Raw genomic sequence first — 22,526 nt, 5'->3', positions numbered from 1 at the left:
GGTCAGTCCTGACTGTCCAGAATTTCACGCACTTTCGCGACCAGATCAGAGCGCGATACTTCGAACTGGCTGGGGCGTTCTTTCCATTCCTCCAGCGTGGCGCTTTCGGCAATCTTGGCCCCAAGGATCAGGTCCTTGATCTGCACGATGCCTTTTGCCTTTTCGTCCCCGCCTTCGATCACCGCAACCGGAGAGTTGCGCTTGTCCGCGTATTTCAACTGGTTGCCAAAGTTCTTGGGATTGCCCAGATAAACCTCGGCCCGGATGCCCGCATTGCGCAGCTCGGCCACCATCGCCTGATAATCAGCCATCCGGTCGCGGTCCATCACGGTGACGACGACGGGGCCTTTGGCGTGGGCGCTGATCCTGCCTTTTTCGCGCAGCGCGGCCAGCAACCGATCCACGCCGATAGACACGCCGGTCGCGGGCACTTCCTGCCCGGTAAACCGCTTGACCAGATCGTCATAGCGCCCGCCACCCGCAACCGAGCCGAACTGCCGCTTGCGGCCTTTCTCGTCGAAGATTTCGAAGGTCAGCTCGGCCTCGTAGACCGGACCGGTGTAATAGCCGAGGCCGCGGACGACCGATGGGTCAATGACAATGCGGTCGGGACCGTAGCCGCCGGCGGAGAGAAGTTCAGCGATTTGTTCCAACTCGTCGACACCTTCCAATCCAACCGCCGAGTTTCTTAGTATTTCCCTCAGTCTGAAAATTGTTTTCTCATTCGTTTCGCCCCGAGCCTGTAGAAAGTCGATGAAACCGCTTGCCATAAAATCCGACAAGTTGACGCCATCAATAAAGGCGCCGGAGGCATCGTGCCGTCCACCCGTCAATAAATGGCGGACTCCCTCCGCCCCAACTTTGTCAAACTTGTCTAACTGCCGGAGTACAGCATCAATGCCCAGTTCGTCAGTTTTCAAACCTTGAATTTCTTGGTCACGATATCTTTTTCGCTCTTCAATTGACATAGCGACAACATCGTAACTCTCCGAACCTCGAGTGACACTTGTAAGCACACCGTTCAAAACCTTCCGGTTGTTCACCCGGATCAGGTAGTCGCCGCGCGGAATTCCGACCTCTTCCAGCGTGTCGGCCAGCATTGCACAGATCTCGGCGTCAGCAGCCATCGAGGCGGTTCCGACCGTATCCGCATCGCACTGATAGAACTGCCGAAAGCGCCCCGGCCCCGGCTTTTCGTTGCGCCAGACCGGACCCATTGCATAACGGCGATAAGGCGTCGGCAGGTCGTTGCGGTGCTGAGCGTAAACCCGGGCCAGTGGCGCGGTCAGGTCATAGCGCAGGGCCATCCAGTCGCCATTTCCGCCCTCGTCAAACTCCTGCCATGCAAAGACGCCCTCGTTCGGGCGGTCCACGTCGGGCAGGAACTTGCCCAGCGCCTCGACGGTTTCGACCGCACTGCTTTCCAGCGCGTCAAACCCGTACCGATGATAGACACCCGCAATCGTCCGCAGCATCTCGGTGCGCTGCGTGACTTCCTCGCCGAAATAGTCACGGAACCCTTTCGGCGTTTCGGCCTTGGGGCGGGGCTGTTTCTTGGGCTTGGCCATGTGGGGCGTCCTTGGGAGTGTACCTGTTCCGCGCGCGGTCTATCCCATGGCCCGCATCTGGGCAAGGCGCGCTTTCTCTGGCCAAGGCGTCACAGGGTCGCTATGTGCAGCCTGAAAGACAGGAGCATCCCATGCAGCATCTGGAAGAACAGATTGCCCATCTGACCCGCACGGTTGACGATCTGAACGCGGTTGTCACCAGGCAACAGGCCGAGATTGACAGGCTGACCCGCCGTGTCGAGATGCTGCTGCACCGCGAGGCTGAACGCGCACAGGAAGGGTCAGGCGGCGTTGTCCTTGGTGACGAACGCCCGCCACATTACTGAAGGCTTACAGCCCCAGCGTTGATTTCACCGCGTTGTCGACGACGCCACCCAGCAGGGCGTTTTCATCCCCGGCGCAACCCTCTTTCAGAGCCGCCACAAATGTTTCGCGCAGCGCGGCCTTTTCCTCGTCCGAACTGGCATGAGCTTCGAGGTCGACCTGACGGTTATAAAGTGACAACGCCGTCATCTTGCCGACCACGTCCACAATGTATTCTTCATTCCCGTCAGCCTCTTCGATGACCGACGCGCAGGTGTGGTACATAAGCGGCAGCGCCGCTTGTACCATCTGTTCGGCTTCCTCGTCCGCAAGGGCAAAACCGGGCCCTGTAAGCAGCGCTGTGGTGGTGATCACTTTCATCGCGTTCAAACGCATCATCCCGCCCCCGCTTATTTCGAGTTCGCGCCGATTAGCGCACCAACAATTGCCCCTGCGGCGGCGCCTTTGCCGTCGCCGATCAAGGCCCCAACCCCGGCCCCAATCACAGCACCTTTGATCGTGTTCTCTTTCTTTTTGTCGTCCGCAAGCGTGGCTGTCGCCGAAACCAAAGCCAGCGATGCCGCCGCCCCCAATACAATCGTTCTGAGATTGAGACCTGCAATCGTCATATCAACGCCCTCCCGTGGCATGAGTAGAAGACATATTTGCAAGGTCAGCCTAGCGATGCGCTAACTGTCTGGCAACAAAGCGGTGTCAGATCTCTTCGACGGTCATCACGCCTTCCAGCGATTTGATCGCGCCCTTGATCTGCGGGTTTATCGGAAACACGCGCCCCAAGTCGATTTCGACGTCGCCGGGCAGGCCGGGGTCCAGCAACAGCAGCTGGATCGGTCCTCGGGCCGCACCCTTGGCAGCGGTTGCGGCTTCTTCAAGAACCGTTGCAATCGTCGACACTGCCCGCGCTTCGTCGACAAAGATGCGCAGGCCCGTCGCCCCGGCTTCGGCCACCACAGAATCCGCTGGTCCAACCGAACGCCCCAGCAGCTTGAGCTGATCGGACTCCATCGTCGCCTCAACGGTCAGAACCACCTGAGCGCCGGTTTCCAGAAACTCGCGGCATTTCTCCAGCGTGTCGGAAAACAGCATGACCTCATAGGCGCCGGTCGGGTCCGAAAGCTGGGCAAAGGCGAACCGGTTGCCCTTGGCCGATTTCCGTTCCTGCCGCCCGGCAACCACTCCGGCCATCTTGGCGATCAACGGGCCAGAGCGGGCTTTCTCTGTCACCTCGTCCAGCGTCAGAACCTGTTTACGCTTCAAGGCCGGCATATAGTCGTCCAGCGGATGACCAGAGAGATAGAAGCCGATGGCCTTGAACTCTTCGCTCAGACGTTCAGCCGGCAACCAGTCGGGGGTCGGCGCCAGGCGCGGTTCGGGCAGGTCATCTCCGGCCTCGCCAAACAGTGACACCTGGTTCGAATTCTTCTGTTCATGGATCGCGGCCGAATACTGCACCAGCGCATCTAGGCTTTCAAACACACGGCGGCGGTTCCGGTCCAGCTCATCAAAGGCCCCGGCGCGGGCCAGCATCTCAAGCGGGCGTTTGCCCACTTTCTTCAGATCAACGCGGCGGGCGAAATCGAACAGGTTGACAAACGGCTTGTCCGCGCGACCCGCAACGATCAGGTTCATCGCCTCGACACCTACATTCTTGAGCGCGCCCAGCGCATAGACCAGATGTCCGTTATCAACATCGAACGTGGCCTGAGATCGGTTCACACAAGGTGGGACATACGGCAGTTCCAGCCCTTTTCGGACCTCTTCGAAATAGATCGCCAGCTTGTCGGTCAGATGGATATCGCAATTCATGACGCCCGCCATGAATTCAACCGGATGGTTCGCCTTCAACCAGCCGGTTTGATAGCTGACCACCGCATAGGCGGCGGCGTGGGATTTGTTGAAGCCGTAATTGGCGAATTTCTCGAGAAGGTCGAAGACTTCGCTGGCTTTCTTGGCATCCACCCCGTTTTCTGCCGCGCCTTTTTCGAACTTGGGGCGTTCGGCATCCATCGCCTCTTTGATCTTCTTACCCATCGCGCGGCGCAGCAGGTCTGCACCGCCCAGGCTGTACCCCGCCATGACTTGCGCGATCTGCATCACCTGTTCCTGATAGACGATAATACCTTGAGTTTCCTCAAGAATGTGGTCGATCAGCGGGTGAACGGATGTGATTTCGCGCAGCCCGTTCTTGACCTCGCAATAGGTCGGGATGTTCTCCATCGGGCCGGGACGATAGAGCGCGACGAGGGCCACGATATCCTCGATACAGGTGGGTTTCATGCGCTTGAGCGCGTCCATCATGCCTGAGGATTCAACTTGGAACACCGCGACCGTCTTGGCCGCTGAATAGAGCTTATACGTCGCCTCGTCATCCAGTGGGATGGCGTTGATCTGGTTCTCGGCCCCCTCGGCAGGTTCGTAAAGCTCGGTGCCATCGGCGGCGATATGCAGCTTCCGTCCGGACTTGAAGATCAGGTCCATCGCGTTCTGGATCACGGTCAGGGTTTTCAGACCCAGAAAGTCGAACTTTACCAGCCCGGCCTGTTCCACCCATTTCATGTTGAACTGGGTTGCAGGCATGTCGGATCGCGGGTCCTGATAGATCGGCACCAGCGCGTCCAGAGGCCGGTCGCCAATCACAACCCCAGCCGCGTGGGTCGAGGCGTTGCGCAGCAGCCCTTCGACCTGCTGTCCATACGTCAGCAAACGATCCACCACCTCTTCGTTACGAGCTTCCTCCCGCAGACGCGGCTCATCCTTCAGGGCTTTTTCGATGGAAACCGGTTTTACCCCTTCAACCGGGATCATCTTGGACAGACGGTCCACCTGCCCGTACGGCATTTGCAGCACCCGCCCGATGTCGCGCACGGCGGCCTTTGACAGCAAGGCACCAAAAGTGATGATCTGCCCCACCTTGTCGCGCCCGTATTTCTGCTGCACGTAACGGATCACCTCTTCGCGGCGATCCATACAGAAGTCGATATCGAAGTCGGGCATCGAAACCCGTTCGGGATTCAGGAACCGTTCAAACAGCAGGCTGTAACGCAGCGGATCGAGATCGGTAATTGTCAGCGCATAAGCCACCAGCGAGCCCGCACCCGACCCCCGCCCCGGCCCAACCGGAATATCGTGATCCTTGGCCCATTGGATAAAGTCGGCAACGATCAGGAAGTAGCCAGGGAACCCCATTCCTTCGATGATGCCAAGCTCGAAATCCAGCCGTTCCTGATATTCCTCGGGCGTCACCGCATGGGGGATCACGGCCAGACGTTTCTGCAAGCCCTCGTTGGCAATGCGGCGTAGTTCAGCGACCTCGTCATCGGCGAATTTCGGCAGGATCGGATCACGCCGATAGGCCATGAAAGCGCAGCGTTTGGCAATCTCGACAGTGTTCTCGATGGCCTCGGGCAGATCGGCAAACAGCGTCACCATTTCCTGCTGCGACTTGAAATAATGCTGCGCGGTCAGGCGGCGGCGACCTTCCTGCTGGTCGACATAGGCCCCTTCGGCGATACAGATCAGCGCATCATGGGCCTCGTACATATCCGAGGTCGGGAAATAGACGTCATTGGTGGCAACCAGCGGCAGGTTCTTGGCATAGGCCATCTCGATATGGCCGCGCTCGGTCTGGCGTTCGGCCTCTGGTTGGCCGTCCTCGCCCGGATGACGCTGGAGTTCAATATACAGACGATCCGGAAAGATCGCGGCCAGCCGATCCACCAGCGCCTCGGCCGCCGGACGTTGCCCCTGTTGCAACAGGCGGCCCACCGGCCCATCGGGCCCTCCGGACAGGCAGATCAGCCCGTCGGAGCGGCCCGCAAGCTCGTCCAGCGTGACCTGCGGCAACTGCCCGCCCTTGTCCACGTAAAGGCACGTGCTCAGCTTCATCAGGTTCTCGTACCCCGCCTCGGACTGTGCCAGCAGAACAAGCGGCGCGGGCGTTTTTGGCTTTTCCCCCGGTTGCGATTGCACATAAGTCAGATCAACCTGACATCCCATGATCGGCTGGACACCGGCCTGGCTGGCTGTCACCGAAAATTCCAGCGCCGAAAACATGGAATTCGTGTCAGTCACCGCGACGGCAGGCATCCCCATCTTCTCGCACAGGGCGGGCAGTTTTTTCAGCCGCACAGCGCCTTCCAGAAGGGAGTATTCGGTGTGAACACGTAGGTGAATGAATCGGGGGTTACTGCTCATGAACGGCAGGCTACCCTAGCCGCGAGGCATGCAAAAGCCGGAACCTGCGCCGTTGTTTGGCAAAATAATCGTTTTCGATTATTCGGATTTTCCAGAAGGTGCTTCGGAAAGCAACATCTTCACTGACAAAAAAACGCTTTAGTTTCAAACAACTGATATTTACACAGGGTGCGCAAATCCACGCCACTTGGCTGTAATGATGCATCATACAGGCAGTTTTTCTTGCCAGATCACGCATGCTGTTTCTAACATCCATTTGCAAGCTATCCGCCCGCCACTCTTTCTACGTCGCATCGAAGGAGGGCACCACCAGGGCGCAACCGGGTAAGGCGACGGGTTTCTCGAATGGACATCACGTTTCTTCTGAATGGAGAGACAGTGGAGCTGACGGATATCAATCCGACAGCCACTCTGCTGGATTGGCTGCGTGAAGATCGTGGCCTGACCGGCACCAAAGAAGGCTGCAACGAAGGCGATTGCGGTGCCTGCACTGTCATGGTGACGGATGTGGGTGGCGCAAAGGCCCTGAACTCGTGCATCCTGTTCCTGCCGCAGTTGCATGGCAAGGCGGTTCGAACCGTCGAAGGCGCCTGCAGCCCCGATGGTGAGGTCCATCCGGTTCAGCAGGCCATGGTTGACTTGCACGGGTCGCAATGCGGCTTTTGCACACCCGGTTTTGTCATGTCTATGGTGGCCGGTCACACCAATGGCGCGACGGATCACGACACACAGCTTGCCGGTAATCTGTGCCGTTGCACAGGTTATGCACCCATTATTCGCGCAGCCGAAGCGGCCGAGAAGCATCCCGTGCCTGTCTGGGTCAAGGACAAGCCTGTCGCAACACCCGCCGCTTCACCCATGCTGCCGGGCTCGTCCGACGCGCTGGCTGCTGTGTATGCCGAGAACCCAAATGCCACTTTGGTCGCGGGCGCAACTGATGTTGGGCTTTGGGTGACCAAGCAACTGCGCGATCTTGATCCGGTGATCTTCCTGAACAGCTGTGACGATCTGAAAGAGATCACGATCACCGACGAAGATATTCGGTTCGGTGCCATGGTCGATATGAACCGCATGGGCGAAGCCTTGGCGGACATTCACCCATCGTATGCTGAAATGATCCGGCGCTATGCCAGTGTTCAGGTCCGTCACGCGGCCACTGTGGGTGGCAACATCGCCAATGGCTCACCAATAGGAGACAACCCGCCCGCGCTCATCGCATTGGGTGCGACGCTGCACCTGCGCAAAGGTGATGAACGCCGGTCAGTCCTGCTGGAAGACTTCTTCATCGATTACGGGAAACAGGACCGCGCGCCGGGTGAGTTTGTCGAAGCCGTCAGCTTCCCGCGTCAGGCGGACCGGTTGAAATGCTACAAGCTGAGCAAACGGTTCGATCAGGATATCTCGGCCGTGTGCGGATGCTTCAACATTACCATTTCAGACGGACGGGTGGCGGCTGCGCGCATCGCGTTTGGCGGTATGGCTGGCATTCCGAAACGGGCAACCCATGTCGAGGCCGCGTTGATCGGCAAGCCATGGACGCGCGAGACGATTGACGCCGCTCTGCCCGCTTTTGCCGACGATTATTCACCGCTTACCGATATGCGCGCCTCGGCCACGTACAGGCTTGAGACCGCCAAAGCGATGCTGGAACGGTACTTACTTGAGGATCAGGGCCATGTGACCAACGTGCTGGAGGTATCGGCATGAGCGTAACCAAACCCCTTCCCCATGACGCGGCACCGCTGCACGTATCCGGTTCCGCCCGATATGTGGACGACATCCCGACGCCAAAGGGCACATTGCATCTGGCCTTTGGCCTGAGCCCGATCGCCAAGGGCACGATTACCGCGATGGACCTGTCTGCCGTGAAAGCAGCAGCCGGGGTCGTCAAGGTCATGACGGCACAGGACCTGCCCTTTGCCAACGATGTTTCGCCCTCGATCCACGATGAACCGTTGCTGTCCGACGGGACGGTTCACTATATCGGCCAGCCTGTTTTCCTTGTGGTTGCCACCAGCCATCTGGCCGCCCGCAAGGCGGTTCGGTTGGGCAAGATCGACTATGCAGAGGAAACACCGATCCTGACGGCGGAAGAAGCTCTGGCCGCAGACAGCCGATTTGAAGACGGGCCCCGTATCTATGCCAAGGGCGACGCGGACGCCGCGATTGAAAGCGCAGCCCACGTCATCGACGGAACATTCGAGATCGGCGGTCAGGAGCATTTCTATCTGGAAGGTCAGGCAGCCCTTGCCGTGCCGAATGAAGGCGGCGACATGCTGGTCCACAGCTCGACCCAGCACCCGACCGAGATACAGCACAAGGTAGCGGACGCTCTGGGCCTGCCAATGCATGCGATCCGCGTCGAAACCCGGCGCATGGGTGGCGGATTCGGTGGCAAGGAAAGCCAGGGGAATGCGCTGGCCGTCGCCTGCGCAGTGGCGGCGCGGGCAACCGGCAAAGCCTGCAAGATGCGCTATGACCGCGATGATGACATGATCATCACCGGCAAACGCCACGCCTTCCGGATTTCCTATCGCGCGGGATTTGACGAACAGGGTCACATTCAGGGCGTGTCCTTTCTGCAATACGCGATCTGCGGCTGGGCGCAGGACCTGTCCCTGCCCGTCGCCGACCGTGCGATGCTGCATTCGGACAATGCCTACCTGCTGCCCAATGCCCGGATTGAAAGCCATCGGTTGAAGACCAACACGCAGTCAGCCACCGCCTATCGCGGGTTTGGTGGCCCGCAGGGGATGGTTGCCATCGAACGTGTGATGGACCACGCCGCGCATGAACTTGGGTTGGACCCGGTGGAATTGCGCCGCCGCAACTATTACGAGCCCGCGCATAAGGTTGCCGAAGTCCAACCCCACGAGAAACCGCTGGGTCATCCCGACCCGCACGAAGACCTGACCAGCCGTGGCGCGGTGGAAACAGGGACCGCCCCGGTCCGCCCCCTGCCCGCTGGTGGCAACACGACGCCCTACGGCATGGAGGTCAGCGATTTCGAACTGCATGGCATGACCGAAGCGCTGATGAAGTCCAGCAACTATGCCGCGCGCAAAGCGGCCATCGAGAAATGGAATGCCGAAAACAACGTGATCAAGAAGGGCATCGCCTTTTCTCCGGTCAAGTTCGGAATTTCCTTCACGCTGACCCATCTGAACCAGGCCGGTGCGCTGGTGCATGTGTATCAGGATGGTTCGGTCCACCTGAATCATGGCGGCACCGAGATGGGTCAGGGTCTGTTCCAGAAGGTCGCGCAAGTGGCCGCGTCACGTTTCGGCATCCCGCTTGAGATGGTCAAGATCACCGCCACCGATACGGCCAAAGTGCCGAATACGTCAGCCACGGCGGCGTCTTCGGGCAGCGATCTGAACGGCATGGCGGTGAAAGCGGCTTGCGATACGATCCGCGACCGGATGGCCGATTATCTGGCTGAACGGCATCAGGCCGACCCCTCCGCGGTCACTTTCACAGATGGCCACGTTTCGGTTGGTGAAGAACGGTACACGTTCGCCGAAGCTGCCGCACTGGCCTATCAGGGTCGCATAAGCCTGTCGGCCACTGGCTTTTATAAAACGCCCAAGATCGAATGGGACCGGATCGCGGGGCGCGGTCGCCCGTTTTACTACTTCGCTTATGGCGCTTCGGTCACCGAGGTCGCTGTGGACACGTTGACGGGCGAGAACCGCATTCTGCGCACAGATATCCTGCATGACGCGGGCGCTTCGCTGAACCCGGCGCTGGATGTCGGACAGGTCGAAGGCGGTTACGTGCAGGGCGCGGGCTGGCTGACGACCGAGGAACTGGTCTGGGACGGCAAGGGCAACCTGCGCACACATGCGCCCTCGACCTACAAGATCCCGGCCTGTTCCGACCGGCCCGACATTTTCAACGTCGCACTTTGGGATGGCGAGAACCGAGAGGACACCATCTATCGCTCGAAAGCCGTGGGGGAACCCCCGTTCATGCTGGGAATATCGGCCTGGCTAGCGCTTTCGAATGCGGTGGCAGCCTGCGGGGACACCTATCCGGCACTCAACGCACCCGCCACCGCCGAAGAGGTCTGGCGCGGCGTCCAGAGGATGAAGGGAGATATCTGATGGGATTTGACCTAGAGGCTTTGAGGGAGGCGGTCAAAACCCACGGCAAAGTGGTTCGGGTGGTCATCGCCGGGATCAAAGGGTCGTCTCCACGCGAAGTTGGTGCCGCCATGCTGGTCTGGGACGGCGGGCAAAGCGGCACAATTGGTGGCGGAACACTGGAATACCAGGCGGCAAATGCTGCACGGTTGCAAACCACGCCAACCCGCCTGACGCATCATGCACTTGGACCCGAGTTGGGGCAATGCTGTGGCGGTGCCGTGTCGTTGCTGAGCGAGGTCTACCACGCAAACACTGTCAATGATCTGGACGATACGGTCATCGCGCGCCCGGCCACGGGTGACGAGATGCCCCTGTCGGTCAAGCGAATGCTGGCGACGGCGCGCGGACAGGGGATTGCGCCAGAACCGCAGCTGATCGATGGCTGGATGGTTGAACCTGTTCACAAGCCGACACGCAATCTGTGGATCTGGGGCGCGGGCCATGTCGGCCGTGCGCTAGTGGGTGTGCTGTCCCCGCTTCCCGATCTTGCGATCACCTGGGTGGACACCAGCCGTCAGCGCTTTCCGGCCACTGTGCCAGCGGGCGTGACAATTGTTCCGGCCATAAAACCGGCCGAGCTGATCTGCCATGCCCCATCCGACGCCGAACATCTTGTGCTGACATACTCGCATAGCCTTGACTTTGAACTGTGCAACAGACTGCTTTTGCACGATTTTGGCTTTGCGGGGCTGATCGGCTCGGCTACGAAATGGGCGCGATTCCGGTCTCGTCTGGCCGCTCTTGGGCATCCGCCTGAACGGATAAGCCGGATCACCTGCCCGATCGGTGACCCGTCGATGGGGAAGCATCCACATATGATCGCCGTGGGCGTCGCTGCACAATTGCTGCGCCCGGCCCTGCAAAACGAGTTGAAGAAGGACCTGAGCGCGTGACCATTCCACTTTTGAGCTTGCAAGGGCTGACCAAAGCCTACCCCGGTGTTGTGGCCAATGATCAGGTGTCCTTTGACATCGGTGAAGGCGAAGTGCACGCGCTGCTGGGGGAAAACGGCGCGGGGAAATCCACGCTGGTGAAAATGATCTATGGGCTTGTAAAGCCGGACAGCGGCACCATGAAGCTGCGCGGCAATCCGTTTGCGCCGCCCGAACCGCGCGCGGCCCGTGCCGATGGGATCGCGATGGTGTTCCAGCATTTTTCGCTGTTTGACGCGCTGAACGTGGCCGAGAATATCGCGCTGGGGATGGAGAATCCGCCCCCGATGGGGGATCTGGCATCGCGCATTCGCGAAGTCTCGGAAACCTATGGTCTGCCGCTGGACCCGTTTCGCACGGTTGGCGATCTGTCCGCAGGCGAACGCCAGCGGGTCGAGATCATTCGCTGCCTGTTGCAGGACCCCAAACTGCTGATCATGGACGAACCGACCTCGGTTCTGACCCCGCAAGAGGTCAATATCCTGTTTGAGACGCTGAACAAGCTACGCTCCGAGGGAACCTCGATCCTTTATATCTCGCATAAACTGGAGGAGATCCGAACGCTGTGCGACCATGCCACGATCCTGCGTCTGGGCAAGAACGTGGGCGAATGTGTTCCCGCTGAAACCTCGGCGCGCGACATGGCCGAGATGATGGTCGGGTCGACGTTGCAGACGCCTGAACGCTCGGGCCGGGAACTAGGTGAGGTCGCGCTGGATGTCAGCGGGCTGTCAGTCCCCTCGCCTTCGGAATTCGGCACCGCATTGCGCAATGTGCACATGACGGTCCGCAAGGGCGAGGTTCTGGGCGTCGGCGGTGTTGCCGGAAACGGGCAGGATGAATTGCTGGGCGTGCTGTCCGGGGAAATCCTGACATCGGCGGATGCGATCAAGTTCAACGGTCAGGCAATCGGCAAGCTCGGCCCGACAGCGCGCCGCAAGCTGGGCGTTCTGACCGCGCCTGAGGAACGGCTCGGCCACGCGGCGGCGCCCGACATGAGCCTGACCGAAAACGCTTTGCTGACCGGATCTGTGCGGGAAGGGCTTGAGAAAAACGGCTTCTTGAAATGGTCCGAAACCCGGAGTTTTGCCGAAAAGATCATCGAAGCCTTCGACGTACGTACGCCCGGGCCCGAAAACGCAGCGCGGTCCTTGTCCGGCGGCAATCTGCAGAAATTCGTGATTGGACGCGAAGTGCTGCAAAACCCTGATGTGTTGGTGGTAAACCAGCCAACCTGGGGGGTGGATGCCGCGGCGGCCGCGTCGATCCGGCAAGCCATACTCGATCTTGCGGCGAAAGGCACAGCGGTGGTCTGCATTTCGCAGGATCTGGATGAGCTGATGGAAATCTCGGACAGTTTTGCGGCCTTAAACGAAGGTCGGCTGAGCGCACCGCGCCCGACCACCGGCCTGACCGTGGATGAGATTGGCCTGATGATGGGCGGTGCCCATGGCATGGAGGTGGCACATGTGTGATCTGCTGAGCCGCCTTCGGCGAGAGTATTTGCAAAAAGATGAAACATCTGGGGGGATGAGCAGATGATTGTATTGGAGAAACGGCCACAGCCGTCCAGGGCCTGGTCTTATGCGACCCCCCTTGTGGCGGTGCTGGCGACAATGGTGTTTGGCGGGTTGCTGTTTGCCATATTGGGGAAAAACCCGGTCGAAGCCATCGGTACCATCTTCTGGGAGCCGCTTTTTGGCGAGTTCGCATTTTATTACCGCCCTCAATTGCTGGTCAAGGGCGCCCCGCTTGTGTTGATCGCTATCGGATTGTCGCTGGGATTTCGAGCCGGTATCTGGAATATCGGGGCCGAAGGGCAATACATCATGGGCGCCATATTCGGTGCGGGCGCAGGTCTGGCCTTCTATCCGCTCGACGCCTGGTACATCTTCCCGATCATGGTGGCCGCAGGCGCATTTGGCGGCTGGCTGTGGGCAACGATCCCGGCTTTGCTGAAAGTGCGTTTCGGCACCAACGAAATCCTCGTGTCGCTGATGCTGGTCTACGTGGCCGAACAGATGCTGGCCTCGGTCTCGCTGGGTTTGCTCAAGAACCCCGAAGGGTTCGGCTTTCCCGGCTCGCGCAACCTGCAATCCTATGAAAGCGCGCACAATGCCGAGCTGATTGCCGGTTCCGGGATGCATTGGGGTGTTGTCGCGGCCTTCATCGCGGTGATCTTTGCCTATGTTTTGCTGAACCGTCACATGCTGGGGTTCCATATCCGTCTGACGGGTGAGGCCCCCCGCGCCGCAAAGTTTGCAGGTGTGAATCCAGCGCGGCTGATCCTGTTCTGCCTTGGAATTTCGGGCGCTTTGGCCGGGTTGGCCGGGATGTTCGAGGTGTCCGGCCCGTCCGGTCAGATCAGCATCGATTTCAATGTGGGTTATGGCTTTACAGCGATCATCGTCGCCTTTCTGGGCCGACTGCATCCGGTGGGTATTCTTTTGGCCGGGGGCCTGATGGCGCTGACCTATATTGGCGGTGAAATCGCACAATCGCAGCTGGGCCTGCCTGCCGCAGCCATTCAGGTGTTTCAGGGAATGCTGCTGTTTTTCCTGCTGGCCTTCGATCTTCTGACAAACTTCCGCATCCGTGCGGCTCGTAGCGAGGTGGCGTGATCATGGATCTTGGTCAAATCAATCCCGTTCTTCTGGTTGCTTCGCTTATGGTGGCCGCAACCCCCCTTCTGCTGGCCGCGATCGGAGAGCTTGTCGTGGAAAAGGCAGGCGTTCTGAACCTTGGTGTCGAGGGCATGATGATCGTTGGCGCGATCAGCGGTTTTGCGATCTCGGTCGAAACCGGATCGCCCTGGCTGGGCTTTGTTGCTGCCGCCATTGGCGGGGCCGTGCTGTCGCTGCTGTTCGTCTTGCTGACACAGTTTGCGTTGGCCAACCAGGTTGCCAGCGGCCTTGCGCTGACCCTGTTTGGCCTGGGGTTCAGCGCCCTGATGGGGCAAAGCTATGTGGGCGTCAAACCACCCAGCATGGGCGATATCCACATCCCCTTGATCAGCGATATTCCGGTCATCGGCCCGATCCTGTTTCGGCACGATCCCATCCTGTATCTGGGCATTGCGCTGACCGCTGTGGTCTGGGCCGTCCTGAAGTACACCCGCGTCGGGTTGATCCTGCGGGCGGTTGGTGAAAACCACGATGCCGCCCATGCGCTTGGCTACAAGGTCATCAAAATCCGTATCATGGCGATCCTGTTTGGCGGGGCCTGCGCGGGCCTGGGTGGAGCTTACATCAGTCTGATACGTGTGCCGCAATGGACCGAGGGCATGACCGCAGGTGTCGGCTGGATCGCACTGGCGCTGGTGGTGTTTGCCAGCTGGAAACCCTGGCGGGTCCTGCTGGGTGCATATTTGTTCGGCGGCATCACCGTCTTGCAGCTTAATTTGCAGGCAGCGGGCGTTGCCATTCCCGTGGAGTATCTGGCAATGTCACCCTATCTTATCACGATCCTTGTGCTTGTGATCCTTTCGGCCGACAAGAGCAGCGCACCTGCCTCACTGGGCCGGACCTTCCATGCCTCACACTAGGGGCCAACTGAACCAACTTGGGGAGTAACTACATGAAATTAAAATCGCTTCTGACAACTGCCGCGATAGCGCTTGGTCTTGCGACCGGTGCAGTGGCACAAGACAAAACCAAGGTCGGTTTTGTTTATGTCGGCCCTGTCGGCGACGGCGGCTGGACCTATGAACACAACAAAGGCCGTTTGGCGATCGAAGAAGAGTTCGGCGACAAGGTCGAGACTGTATTCGTTGAATCGGTGCCCGAAGGCCCCGACGCCGAGCGCGTGATGACCCAGATGGCGCTGGAAGGCGCGGATCTGATCTTTACCACCTCGTTCGGCTATATGGATCCAACCATCAATGTGGCCAAGAAATTCCCGAACGTGAAGTTCGAGCACGCGACCGGCTACAAGACCGCCGACAACGTCTCGGTCTATTCAGCGCGTTTCTACGAAGGCCGCGCGGTTCAGGGGCATATCGCGGGTAGAATGACCGAATCGAACATCATCGGCTATATCGGGTCCTACCCGATCCCCGAGGTGATCCGCGGTATCAACTCGGCCTATATCCACGCCAAGAAAGCGAACCCGGATGTCCAGTTCAAGATCGTCTGGGCCTATACATGGTTCGACCCGGCGAAAGAGGCTGACGCCGCATCGGTTCTGATCGAACAGGGCGCCGACGTGATCCTGCAGCACACTGACTCGACCGCACCGCAGGCCGCCGCACAAGAGGCGGGCAACGTGATCACCTTCGGTCAGGCTTCGGATATGAGCGAATACGCCCCCAAACCGCGTGTTTCCTCGATCATCGACAACTGGGGACCCTATTACATTGCGCGCACGCGAGCCGTGATGGACGGCACCTGGGCCTCGTCCAACACCTGGGACGGAATCGGGCCGGGCATGGTAGAAATCGGTGAGATTTCGGATGCAGTTCCCGCGGACATCAAGGAAGAGGCACTGGCCCTGAAAGCCGCGCTGGCCGATGGCAGCTATCATGCCTTTACCGGACCGCTGAAAAAGCAGGACGGCAGCGACTGGCTGGCCGAGGGCGAAGTGGCCGACGACGGTACTCTGGCCGGTATGAACTTCTATGTCGAAGGGCTGGAAGGCGATATCCCGCAATAAACAGCGCGGATAGAAATGCATAAAGGCCCGCAGGATTGCGGGCCTTTTTTTGTGGCGTTTTCGTTTCGGTCACATTACCGGATGACCGGGATGCTACGGCCGCGACGAGCCACAGAAACTTTAGACTCTGCCCTGCGTTCGCCACCCGATCAGGCTTAGGCACGCAAAAACGATCGCGGCAACGCAGACAATCGAGGGTCCTGCCGGAGTGTCGAATACATACGCGGCCCTTAGCCCTGTGATGGCCGAAAGCGCACCTATTCCCGCAGCAATCAGGGCCATGGATTCTGGTGACCGGGCCAGGTTTCGCGCAGCAGCCGCCGGAATGATCAGCATTGCGGCGATCAGCAACACGCCCACAACCTTGATCGCCACCGCTACGGTCACAGCAAGTGACAGGGTCAGGATCAGTTGTTCTCGCCTTGGATCGAAGCCGCTGGCATAGGCCAGTTCTTCGTTCAGTGTCGCGGTCAGAAGTTGCGACCAACGCCAGACAATCAGAGCCACGACAAGCGCCGCACCGCCCCAGATCACGACCAGATCCGAACGGGAGACCGCCAGAATATCCCCAAACAGATATGCCATCAGGTCAATCCGGACACCGGACAGGAATGAAACTGCTACCAGCCCGAAGGCCAGCGCAGAATGCGCCAGAACCCCCAGCAGCGTGTCCATCGCATAACCGCGACCGGCCAAAAGCGAAACGGTCAGCGCCATGACCAAAGCGACAGCCAGCGCACCCGTGAAGATCGACATCTGAAACGTCAGGGATAGGGCCACGCCCAGAATTGCGGCATGTGCGGTTGCATCGCCGAAATACGCCATGCGACGCCATACGACAAAACACCCAAGGGGGGCCGCGGCAAACGCCACGCCAATACCTGCGAGCGTTGCCCGCATCATGAAATCATCCAGCATTATTCCGCTGCTTCCTGTGGTTTTGCATCATGATCATGATCATGATCATGATGGTGATCATGTTCATGACGATAAAGGGCAAGCGCGCCACCTGTTCCGGTTCCGAACAAGGCCCGATATTCGGGCGCCGAGGCGACCACGGCCGGCGATCCTTCGCAACAGACATGCCCATTGAGGCATATCACCCGGTCCGACGCACTCATGACCACGTGCAGTTCGTGGCTGATCATCAGAATGGCGCATCCGGTCTCGCGCCGGACAGCCTCGATTTGCTGGTAAAAGCTGGCCGATCCCCGTTGGTCCAAACCCTGTGTCGCTTCGTCCAGCAACAATATGTCCGGGCGGTTGATCAAAGCTCTGGCCAGCAGCACCCGCTGGAACTGTCCGCCGGACAGCTGCGACATCTGGCGTTTCAACAGATCCGGCACACCCGCCGATTCAAGCGCCTCGACACATTGCCTGCGCGACACAGGATCGGTCAGACGCATGAACCTTTCGACGGAAATCGGTAGTGTCGGATCGACATGCAGCTTCTGCGGCACATAGCCGATTTTCAAACCGGACTTCAGTGACACCTGACCGGCAAAAGGCCGTGTCGCACCGATAATGGCGCGCAGCAGGCTGGTCTTTCCTGATCCGTTCGGGCCAACGATGGTCACGATTTCACCCGGTTCAACGACCATATCCACATGATGCAGCACGGTATGCGCGCCATAGCGGACGCTGAGTTTCTCGACAGTGATTAGGGCCATCTTTATGCCTTTTCGGTGCAGTCAGGGCAGAGACCTTCAGCCTCTACAACCGTTCGCTCGATCTCGAAACCTGCCGCGCGCGCGGCAGCGCCAAGAACACCTTTGGAGGGGGCGGACTGCGCCTCGGCTACGGCATCACATTTTCGGCAGATCATGAAAGCAGGTGAATGCGCCGCGCCGGGATGAGAGCAGGCGACAAACGCGTTCAGCCGCTCGATCTTGTGGACAAAGCCGTTCTGTACAAGAAACTCCAACGCCCGATAAGCGACCGGAGGCTGGGACCCGAATCCTTCGTCGCGCAACCGATCAAGGATTGCATAGGCACCTTGGGCGCGATGTTCCTGCAATAACATCTCAAGAACCTTGCGCCGAACCGGCGTCAGCCGCAGCCCTTCCTCTTTGCACCGGGCTTCGGCAGATGCCAGAGCCGTTGCGACGCAGCTCTGGTGGTCATGTTCCTGAAACCCGACCGGAGCCGCGTCTTTGCCAATAACTGGGTGCACATCACTTGTCATGTTATTACATATCATGTATTGCCGCTTGAAATGTTATAAAATCACACAGAGGGCCCGATGTCCAGAACGCTTCTTCTTCCATTATCTATCACAGTTGCACTGCTGGGTGGACCGGCCCGCGCAGATGCGCCAAACGTTGCCGCGGACATTGCCCCGGTTCATTCGCTGGTGGCCCGTGTCATGGAGGGTGTGGGAACACCTGCCCTGATCGTCGCACCGGGTGCCTCGCCGCATGAATACAATCTGCGCCCGTCCGAGGCAGCCGCGTTGCAAAACGCCGATCTGGTGTTCTGGGTAGGAGAAGACCTGACACCCTGGCTGGAAAGTGCGATAGAAACTCTTGCTCAAGGTGCGACCGCCACAGCCCTATTGGACGCAAAGGGTACGGGGCTTCTTGAGTTCCGGGAAGACGCATTGTTTGAGGCGCATGATCACGCGGACGATGCGGGTCACGAAGACCATGACGACCATGGCGATCACGAAGGCCATGATGATCATGACTCTCATGACCCACATGCCTGGCTGTCGCCAACGAATGCCAAAGCCTGGCTGACCCTGATCGCGGATCAACTGTCGTCAGCGGATCCCGACAACGCCGCTGCGTATTTAGCAAATGCCGAAGCGGCGCGCGAAGAAATGACCGTGCTTTCCGCAGAAGTGGAAGAGTTGCTTGAACCGGTTCGCGGCGGCAGCTTCATCGTGTTTCATGATGCCTACCAGTATTTTGAGGTCGCGTTCGGTTTCCCTGCATCGGGCGCGATTTCCCTGAGCGACGCGTCCGACCCAAGCCCCGCGCGAATTGCCGCCATTCAAGGTCGCATTCACGCCGAAGGCATCAACTGCGTATTGTCCGAACCACAGTTCAATCCGGGCATCGTCGAAACCGTGCTGGATGGAACATCGGCGCAATCCGGTGTGATCGATCCGCTGGGCTCGGCTCTGGAACCCGGGCCGTCTCTGTACCCGCAAGTCATTCGCAACATGGCGCAAACCCTGGCGGAGTGTTTGAAAACCCGTTGAGCCGGGATTGGGATCGGGACGCGGGAACCTGCCGGGGTGCACCCAAAAGGGCCAAGTCCCGATCTGCGCATCAGGTTTGGAACATTGGAGAAGCGCATCAGACCATGGTCTGTAGCGCGTCAAACAATTGTCGTTCATAGTCGATTGCGAAATGAGACCCAAAATTACCGACCTGACAATTGGCAACTGGTCTTTGTCGCGCGTTTTTCTCGCGGCAAGTGTTGTGGTCATGGGGACTGCAACGGTGTTTGTTGGTCACTGGGTATCGAACCGGATCGAAAATGCGGTTGTACAAAATTCCGCCAACTCTGCGGCATTGTACATGGAAAGCATTTTGTCCCCACTCAGCCAGGAGCTGGCGCATGGAGACCGCCTTTCCGAACAGGCCAGCCGGGCGCTGGACGAGATTTTCATGACCCAGCCGATGCGCGAACGCATTGCCTCGTACAAGTTCTGGAAACAGGATGGCGAGATTGCATACGCATCGGATTCCGCCATCATCGGTCGCCGCTTCGAGCCGACAGATGACCTGAAACGCGCATGGGCTGGAGAAATCTCGGGCTCATTTGAAGAGCTGGACGACGAAGAAAGCGCGGCAGAGGCTGCGCTTGGCATTCCATTGCTGGAAGTCTACAGCCCTATTCGCGAAATCTGGTCGGGAAGAGTCATCGCGGTCGCCGAGTTCTATGAAAAGGCCGATCAGCTGGAACTGGACATGGCCAGAGCCAGAAGAACAAGCTGGTTGATCGTTGGCTCGGCCTTTGCGGCAAGCACGGTTGTTCTGTTTTCCATTGTCGCAATCGGCGACAACACTATTCGAAGGCAAGGACGCCTTCTGAACGACCGCCTTGCCGAAAGTGAAAAGATGGCCGCGCAGAATGCCATGCTGCGGTCGCGCGTCATTGATGCATCAGAAAGATATGCTGCGCAAACGGACAGGTTCCTTAGGAAACTCGGCGCGGAACTGCATGACGGTCCTGCCCAATACCTGTCGCTCGCTGCCCTTCGATTGGAGGCCGCATTCGGCGACAGGCCGGAGATGCCCACCGAGGCCGAAGAAATTCAGCAATCTTTGCAGAAGTCTTTGGCAGAAATTCGCGCCCTGTCACGGGGATTGTTCGCGCCAGACATCGAAAACCTGGCGCTCGTTGATGTGGTAAAAAGAGCTGTCGAGGACCACGCGGAACACAGCCCTTTTCGCCCCGGTATTTCCTTTCAGGGCAATCCGTCGCCTGATTTGTCAATCTCGGGCAAGTTGTGCGTTTTCCGGTTCCTGCAGGAAACGCTTTCCAATGCCGCAAGATATGCGCCCACGTCCCGATGCATTGTCACCTGCGACGTACATGATGATCGCATCACCGTTCAGGTCAGCGACGACGGCCCCGGGTTCGATCCGTCAGGCGAGACTGTGCTGCGAGACGACGGAGGCCAGGGCCTTGTCGGTTTGCGTGACCGGGTCGAAAGCATCGGTGGCCGGTTCGTAGTGACATCAACCCTGGGCAAGGGCACCACCGTTGCTATGACATTGTTTCCCAGAAAGATGAGTGCATCATGACAACATCCGTCGTTATCGCAGATGATCACCCGATTTTCCGGGACGGTTTGCACCGCACATTAGAAGAGGCTGACGGTTTCAAGGTTCTCGCCGCTGGATCAAATGCAGATGAGGCCGTTTCCCTTGTCCGAACCCATCAACCAGACATCGCCATCCTCGACCTGTCGATGCCCGGCGGCGGCATTAGCGCGACCCGTCGAATTGCTGAAATGGCGAACCCGCCTTTCATCGCGATATTGACGGTCTCTGAAAACAGCAGTGACGTCGCAGACGCTTTGGAGGCGGGTGCCATTGGCTATATCGTCAAGGGCGTGACAGCGCGCGAATTGACAGATTCGCTGCGCAGTATCGCCTCGGGCGAAGGGTTCGTCTCGCCGGGTCTGGCTTCGCGCATGCTACTTCAGATCAATCGCGGAAGTGGGCCGCAGAAAGAAACTGACGCCATCGATGATCTTACCCATCGCGAGGAGGAGATTCTTCGGCGCGTCGCCAAAGGGCTGAGCAATCGGGAAATAGCCGATGAGTTGGGGATTCAAGAGAAAACCGTCAAGCATTACATGACGGCGATCCTGTCCAAGCTCCATGCGCGAAACCGGGTGGAGGCCGCTCTTATCGCGCATGAGGCCTGGAACAAGAAAGACTAGGGTCAGGCGCTCAAAGACCGGGGCGGTCTCTCAAGAAAAGAAACCGCCCCGCACATTCGTCAAAGTTCGTTGTTCAGTTGGCAATCGCCTGAAGTCTGCTGCGATCCGCCGCAGTTGCGGTTCTTTCTACAACGGTCCGGTTGAACGGGTCTTTCAACTCGTAACGCCCGCCCTCGATCTCTTCTTTCCAGCCGTTTGCGTAACTAACTTCGATATTGTTGCCCTGAATTTCGATTTTTGCCGGGTTACTTCCAGCACCGCCGCTCTGCCCTGGCGAGCGCACACTATCGATTGAGATACCGTTTGCCAGTGACCGAAGGCGCGAAACGTCGGCACCTGTGGCCGGTCGTTCCTCGATGGTTCGGTTCTGCGCGTTTTTTCTTTCGTACCGACCGTTTTCGATCTCTTCTTTGGTGCCGTCAGCATAGCGTACTTCGATGCCGCTCGCGCTTGTCTCGACCTTTGTTATTCCAGCCGATCCCGATGACTGCCCCCCAGACTGAGACCGGTCCTTCTTATCCCCGCCCCGGCCCGAGCGTGACGAGCCATCGTCATCGTCATCATCGTCATCATCGTCGTCGTGACCACCTTTACCTGATCCGGAATTGTCGTCGCTATCTCCGCCGCTGCCCGACCCGGAATTGCTGTCATGATCATCATCCCCGCCGTTGCCGTCACTCCCCTTCCCGCTTTTTGCAAACGCGTAAGCAGGTTCCAACCGCAGATGACCGTCTGCGTCAAAGGTCGGCACATAGGGTGTCATCACAATCAGCGACGCCAGCGCTGCCGAGCTCAGAAGCTGACCAGTTCTTTTCCGGGTATTCATTATCGTCTCCAATCCTGTTCGAGGCGTTTTCCTGCATTGGAGGCAGGATATCCCAGTCCCGGCTTCGCTACATCGGGCTTAGGTCTGATGATTTTCCGGCCGAATGTCCGGACCGGAGAAACTAAGAATTACAATTCCCAAAACTCAACCTGATCCAACACTCCTATTTTGGCTTTGAGCAACGAGGGACCGCATGTTGGTGCCGACAGCACTGACGGTGGAGGCGGGTTGGTTTTCATGATGGGGTAAGAGTCGGCTTGAGGAAGCGTCAGAATGGGTGCGCTTTGATAGCTGATCTTTGCTCTCTGGCGTAGCATCGCTGTAGCATCTGCCGAGGATGCCCCACGCGCGGAAATCGCCCTGTTGGACGCTAGGGTCAGGATGCATTGATTTCCAACGCGCTGCGTGATTCACGGCTCGGAAAACGGAGCGGTGTCATGAGCGATCTTTACTGGCTGACCGACGAGCAGATGGCCAAAC

General features: G+C 58.8%; 19 protein-coding genes. 11 read left to right on the top strand and 8 right to left on the bottom strand.

The genetic code is table 11. The features are described from left to right. Nucleotides 1-2: 2 nt before the first annotated feature. Complete coding sequence (gene hisS, locus ACR0BF_RS14475; protein ID WP_480625176.1) at nt 3-1,568, bottom strand: histidine--tRNA ligase; 1,566 nt, start codon at nt 1,566-1,568, stop codon at nt 3-5. A gap of 131 nt (nt 1,569-1,699) precedes the next feature. Between hisS and ACR0BF_RS14470 the strand changes: the two genes are divergently transcribed. After that, entirely contained in the window at nt 1,700-1,894 is a 195-nt protein-coding gene (locus ACR0BF_RS14470) for a SlyX family protein (protein ID WP_209598067.1), read from the top strand. Between the two features lie 4 nt (nt 1,895-1,898). Here the strand turns inward: ACR0BF_RS14470 and ACR0BF_RS14465 are convergent, their stop codons facing one another. From ACR0BF_RS14465 to dnaE, 3 genes are all read right to left on the bottom strand, one after another. Continuing rightward, nucleotides 1,899-2,270: a hypothetical protein gene (locus ACR0BF_RS14465; protein ID WP_480475392.1), complete on the bottom strand. Its 372-nt coding sequence runs from the start codon at nt 2,268-2,270 to the stop codon at nt 1,899-1,901. A gap of 11 nt (nt 2,271-2,281) precedes the next feature. Beyond that, complete coding sequence (locus ACR0BF_RS14460; protein ID WP_480475390.1) at nt 2,282-2,500, bottom strand: YMGG-like glycine zipper-containing protein; 219 nt, start codon at nt 2,498-2,500, stop codon at nt 2,282-2,284. An 85-nt stretch (nt 2,501-2,585) separates the two neighbouring features. After that, a complete protein-coding gene (gene dnaE, locus ACR0BF_RS14455; RefSeq protein WP_480625175.1) occupies nt 2,586-6,086 on the bottom strand; it encodes a DNA polymerase III subunit alpha in 3,501 nt (1,166 codons plus the stop codon). Between the two features lie 345 nt (nt 6,087-6,431). Here dnaE and xdhA point away from each other — a divergent pair, with 345 nt between their 5' ends. The 7 genes from xdhA (at nt 6,432) to ACR0BF_RS14420 (ending at nt 15,816) form a co-directional block, all read left to right on the top strand. Continuing rightward, nucleotides 6,432-7,793: a xanthine dehydrogenase small subunit gene (gene xdhA / locus ACR0BF_RS14450; protein WP_480625174.1), complete on the top strand. Its 1,362-nt coding sequence runs from the start codon at nt 6,432-6,434 to the stop codon at nt 7,791-7,793. Continuing rightward, a complete protein-coding gene (gene xdhB / locus ACR0BF_RS14445; protein WP_480625173.1) occupies nt 7,790-10,192 on the top strand; it encodes a xanthine dehydrogenase molybdopterin binding subunit in 2,403 nt (800 codons plus the stop codon). The genes xdhA and xdhB overlap by 4 nt, the downstream gene beginning before the upstream one ends. After that, a complete protein-coding gene (gene xdhC, locus ACR0BF_RS14440) occupies nt 10,192-11,127 on the top strand; it encodes a xanthine dehydrogenase accessory protein XdhC (RefSeq protein ID WP_480625172.1) in 936 nt (311 codons plus the stop codon). Before xdhB ends, xdhC begins: the two co-directional genes overlap by 1 nt. Next, the gene (locus ACR0BF_RS14435; RefSeq protein ID WP_480496423.1) at nt 11,124-12,641 is read left to right on the top strand and encodes an ABC transporter ATP-binding protein; all 1,518 of its coding nucleotides are present in this window, start codon (nt 11,124-11,126) and stop codon (nt 12,639-12,641) included. Before xdhC ends, ACR0BF_RS14435 begins: the two co-directional genes overlap by 4 nt. Before the next feature lie 63 nt (nt 12,642-12,704). Then, on the top strand, nt 12,705-13,787 hold the full coding sequence (locus ACR0BF_RS14430) for an ABC transporter permease (protein WP_480496425.1): 1,083 nt from the start codon (nt 12,705-12,707) through the stop codon (nt 13,785-13,787). Between the two features lie 2 nt (nt 13,788-13,789). Next, nucleotides 13,790-14,710, top strand: a complete 921-nt coding sequence (locus ACR0BF_RS14425) for an ABC transporter permease (protein ID WP_209598075.1) — start codon at nt 13,790-13,792, stop codon at nt 14,708-14,710. Nucleotides 14,711-14,742: 32 nt separating this feature from the next. Then, nucleotides 14,743-15,816 carry a BMP family ABC transporter substrate-binding protein gene (locus ACR0BF_RS14420; protein WP_480555512.1) on the top strand — a complete coding sequence of 358 codons (1,074 nt, stop codon included), beginning with the start codon at nt 14,743-14,745 and terminating at the stop codon, nt 15,814-15,816. Between the two features lie 120 nt (nt 15,817-15,936). On the opposite strand, the gene ACR0BF_RS14415 is transcribed toward ACR0BF_RS14420, so the two are convergent. The 3 genes from ACR0BF_RS14415 to ACR0BF_RS14405 are packed head-to-tail and all read right to left on the bottom strand — an operon-like array spanning nt 15,937 to nt 18,001. Next, nucleotides 15,937-16,734, bottom strand: coding sequence for a metal ABC transporter permease (locus ACR0BF_RS14415; RefSeq protein ID WP_480625171.1), 798 nt, complete (start codon nt 16,732-16,734; stop codon nt 15,937-15,939). Next, nucleotides 16,734-17,486 (bottom strand): metal ABC transporter ATP-binding protein, encoded by a 753-nt coding sequence (locus tag ACR0BF_RS14410; RefSeq protein WP_480625170.1) that lies wholly within the window; start codon nt 17,484-17,486, stop codon nt 16,734-16,736. The genes ACR0BF_RS14415 and ACR0BF_RS14410 overlap by 1 nt, the downstream gene beginning before the upstream one ends. A 2-nt stretch (nt 17,487-17,488) precedes the next feature. After that, nucleotides 17,489-18,001 (bottom strand): Fur family transcriptional regulator, encoded by a 513-nt coding sequence (locus ACR0BF_RS14405; protein ID WP_480625169.1) that lies wholly within the window; start codon nt 17,999-18,001, stop codon nt 17,489-17,491. Nucleotides 18,002-18,058: 57 nt separating this feature from the next. Between ACR0BF_RS14405 and ACR0BF_RS14400 the strand changes: the two genes are divergently transcribed. The 3 genes from ACR0BF_RS14400 (at nt 18,059) to ACR0BF_RS14390 (ending at nt 21,220) form a co-directional block, all read left to right on the top strand. Beyond that, nucleotides 18,059-19,021, top strand: a complete 963-nt coding sequence (locus ACR0BF_RS14400; protein WP_480625168.1) for a zinc ABC transporter substrate-binding protein — start codon at nt 18,059-18,061, stop codon at nt 19,019-19,021. A gap of 151 nt (nt 19,022-19,172) precedes the next feature. Continuing rightward, nucleotides 19,173-20,576, top strand: coding sequence for a sensor histidine kinase (locus ACR0BF_RS14395; protein WP_480625167.1), 1,404 nt, complete (start codon nt 19,173-19,175; stop codon nt 20,574-20,576). Next, complete coding sequence (locus tag ACR0BF_RS14390; protein ID WP_480519221.1) at nt 20,573-21,220, top strand: response regulator; 648 nt, start codon at nt 20,573-20,575, stop codon at nt 21,218-21,220. The genes ACR0BF_RS14395 and ACR0BF_RS14390 overlap by 4 nt, the downstream gene beginning before the upstream one ends. 73 nt (nt 21,221-21,293) lie before the next feature. Here ACR0BF_RS14390 and ACR0BF_RS14385 read toward each other — a convergent pair whose 3' ends face one another. After that, nucleotides 21,294-22,046, bottom strand: coding sequence for a hypothetical protein (locus tag ACR0BF_RS14385; RefSeq protein ID WP_480625166.1), 753 nt, complete (start codon nt 22,044-22,046; stop codon nt 21,294-21,296). Nucleotides 22,047-22,526 lie beyond the last annotated feature (480 nt).

The organism is Ruegeria sp. AG7 (genome assembly GCF_056541545.1).
Note: the sequence above shows the minus strand (reverse complement) of the source record. Positions and strands in the feature narration are given on the sequence as shown.

Coding starts and splice junctions, on each gene's coding strand:
- hisS (WP_480625176.1), bottom strand. CDS start 1,568: ATGGCCAAGCCCAAGAAACAGCCCCGCCCCAAGGCCGAAACGCCGAAA.
- ACR0BF_RS14430 (WP_480496425.1), top strand. CDS start 12,705: ATGATTGTATTGGAGAAACGGCCACAGCCGTCCAGGGCCTGGTCTTAT.
- ACR0BF_RS14400 (WP_480625168.1), top strand. CDS start 18,059: ATGTCCAGAACGCTTCTTCTTCCATTATCTATCACAGTTGCACTGCTG.
- ACR0BF_RS14410 (WP_480625170.1), bottom strand. CDS start 17,486: ATGGCCCTAATCACTGTCGAGAAACTCAGCGTCCGCTATGGCGCGCAT.
- ACR0BF_RS14405 (WP_480625169.1), bottom strand. CDS start 18,001: ATGACAAGTGATGTGCACCCAGTTATTGGCAAAGACGCGGCTCCGGTC.
- ACR0BF_RS14460 (WP_480475390.1), bottom strand. CDS start 2,500: ATGACGATTGCAGGTCTCAATCTCAGAACGATTGTATTGGGGGCGGCG.
- ACR0BF_RS14470 (WP_209598067.1), top strand. CDS start 1,700: ATGCAGCATCTGGAAGAACAGATTGCCCATCTGACCCGCACGGTTGAC.
- ACR0BF_RS14465 (WP_480475392.1), bottom strand. CDS start 2,270: ATGATGCGTTTGAACGCGATGAAAGTGATCACCACCACAGCGCTGCTT.
- xdhC (WP_480625172.1), top strand. CDS start 10,192: ATGGGATTTGACCTAGAGGCTTTGAGGGAGGCGGTCAAAACCCACGGC.
- ACR0BF_RS14420 (WP_480555512.1), top strand. CDS start 14,743: ATGAAATTAAAATCGCTTCTGACAACTGCCGCGATAGCGCTTGGTCTT.
- ACR0BF_RS14395 (WP_480625167.1), top strand. CDS start 19,173: ATGAGACCCAAAATTACCGACCTGACAATTGGCAACTGGTCTTTGTCG.
- ACR0BF_RS14425 (WP_209598075.1), top strand. CDS start 13,790: ATGGATCTTGGTCAAATCAATCCCGTTCTTCTGGTTGCTTCGCTTATG.
- ACR0BF_RS14385 (WP_480625166.1), bottom strand. CDS start 22,046: ATGAATACCCGGAAAAGAACTGGTCAGCTTCTGAGCTCGGCAGCGCTG.
- xdhA (WP_480625174.1), top strand. CDS start 6,432: ATGGACATCACGTTTCTTCTGAATGGAGAGACAGTGGAGCTGACGGAT.
- ACR0BF_RS14390 (WP_480519221.1), top strand. CDS start 20,573: ATGACAACATCCGTCGTTATCGCAGATGATCACCCGATTTTCCGGGAC.
- dnaE (WP_480625175.1), bottom strand. CDS start 6,086: ATGAGCAGTAACCCCCGATTCATTCACCTACGTGTTCACACCGAATAC.
- xdhB (WP_480625173.1), top strand. CDS start 7,790: ATGAGCGTAACCAAACCCCTTCCCCATGACGCGGCACCGCTGCACGTA.
- ACR0BF_RS14415 (WP_480625171.1), bottom strand. CDS start 16,734: ATGCTGGATGATTTCATGATGCGGGCAACGCTCGCAGGTATTGGCGTG.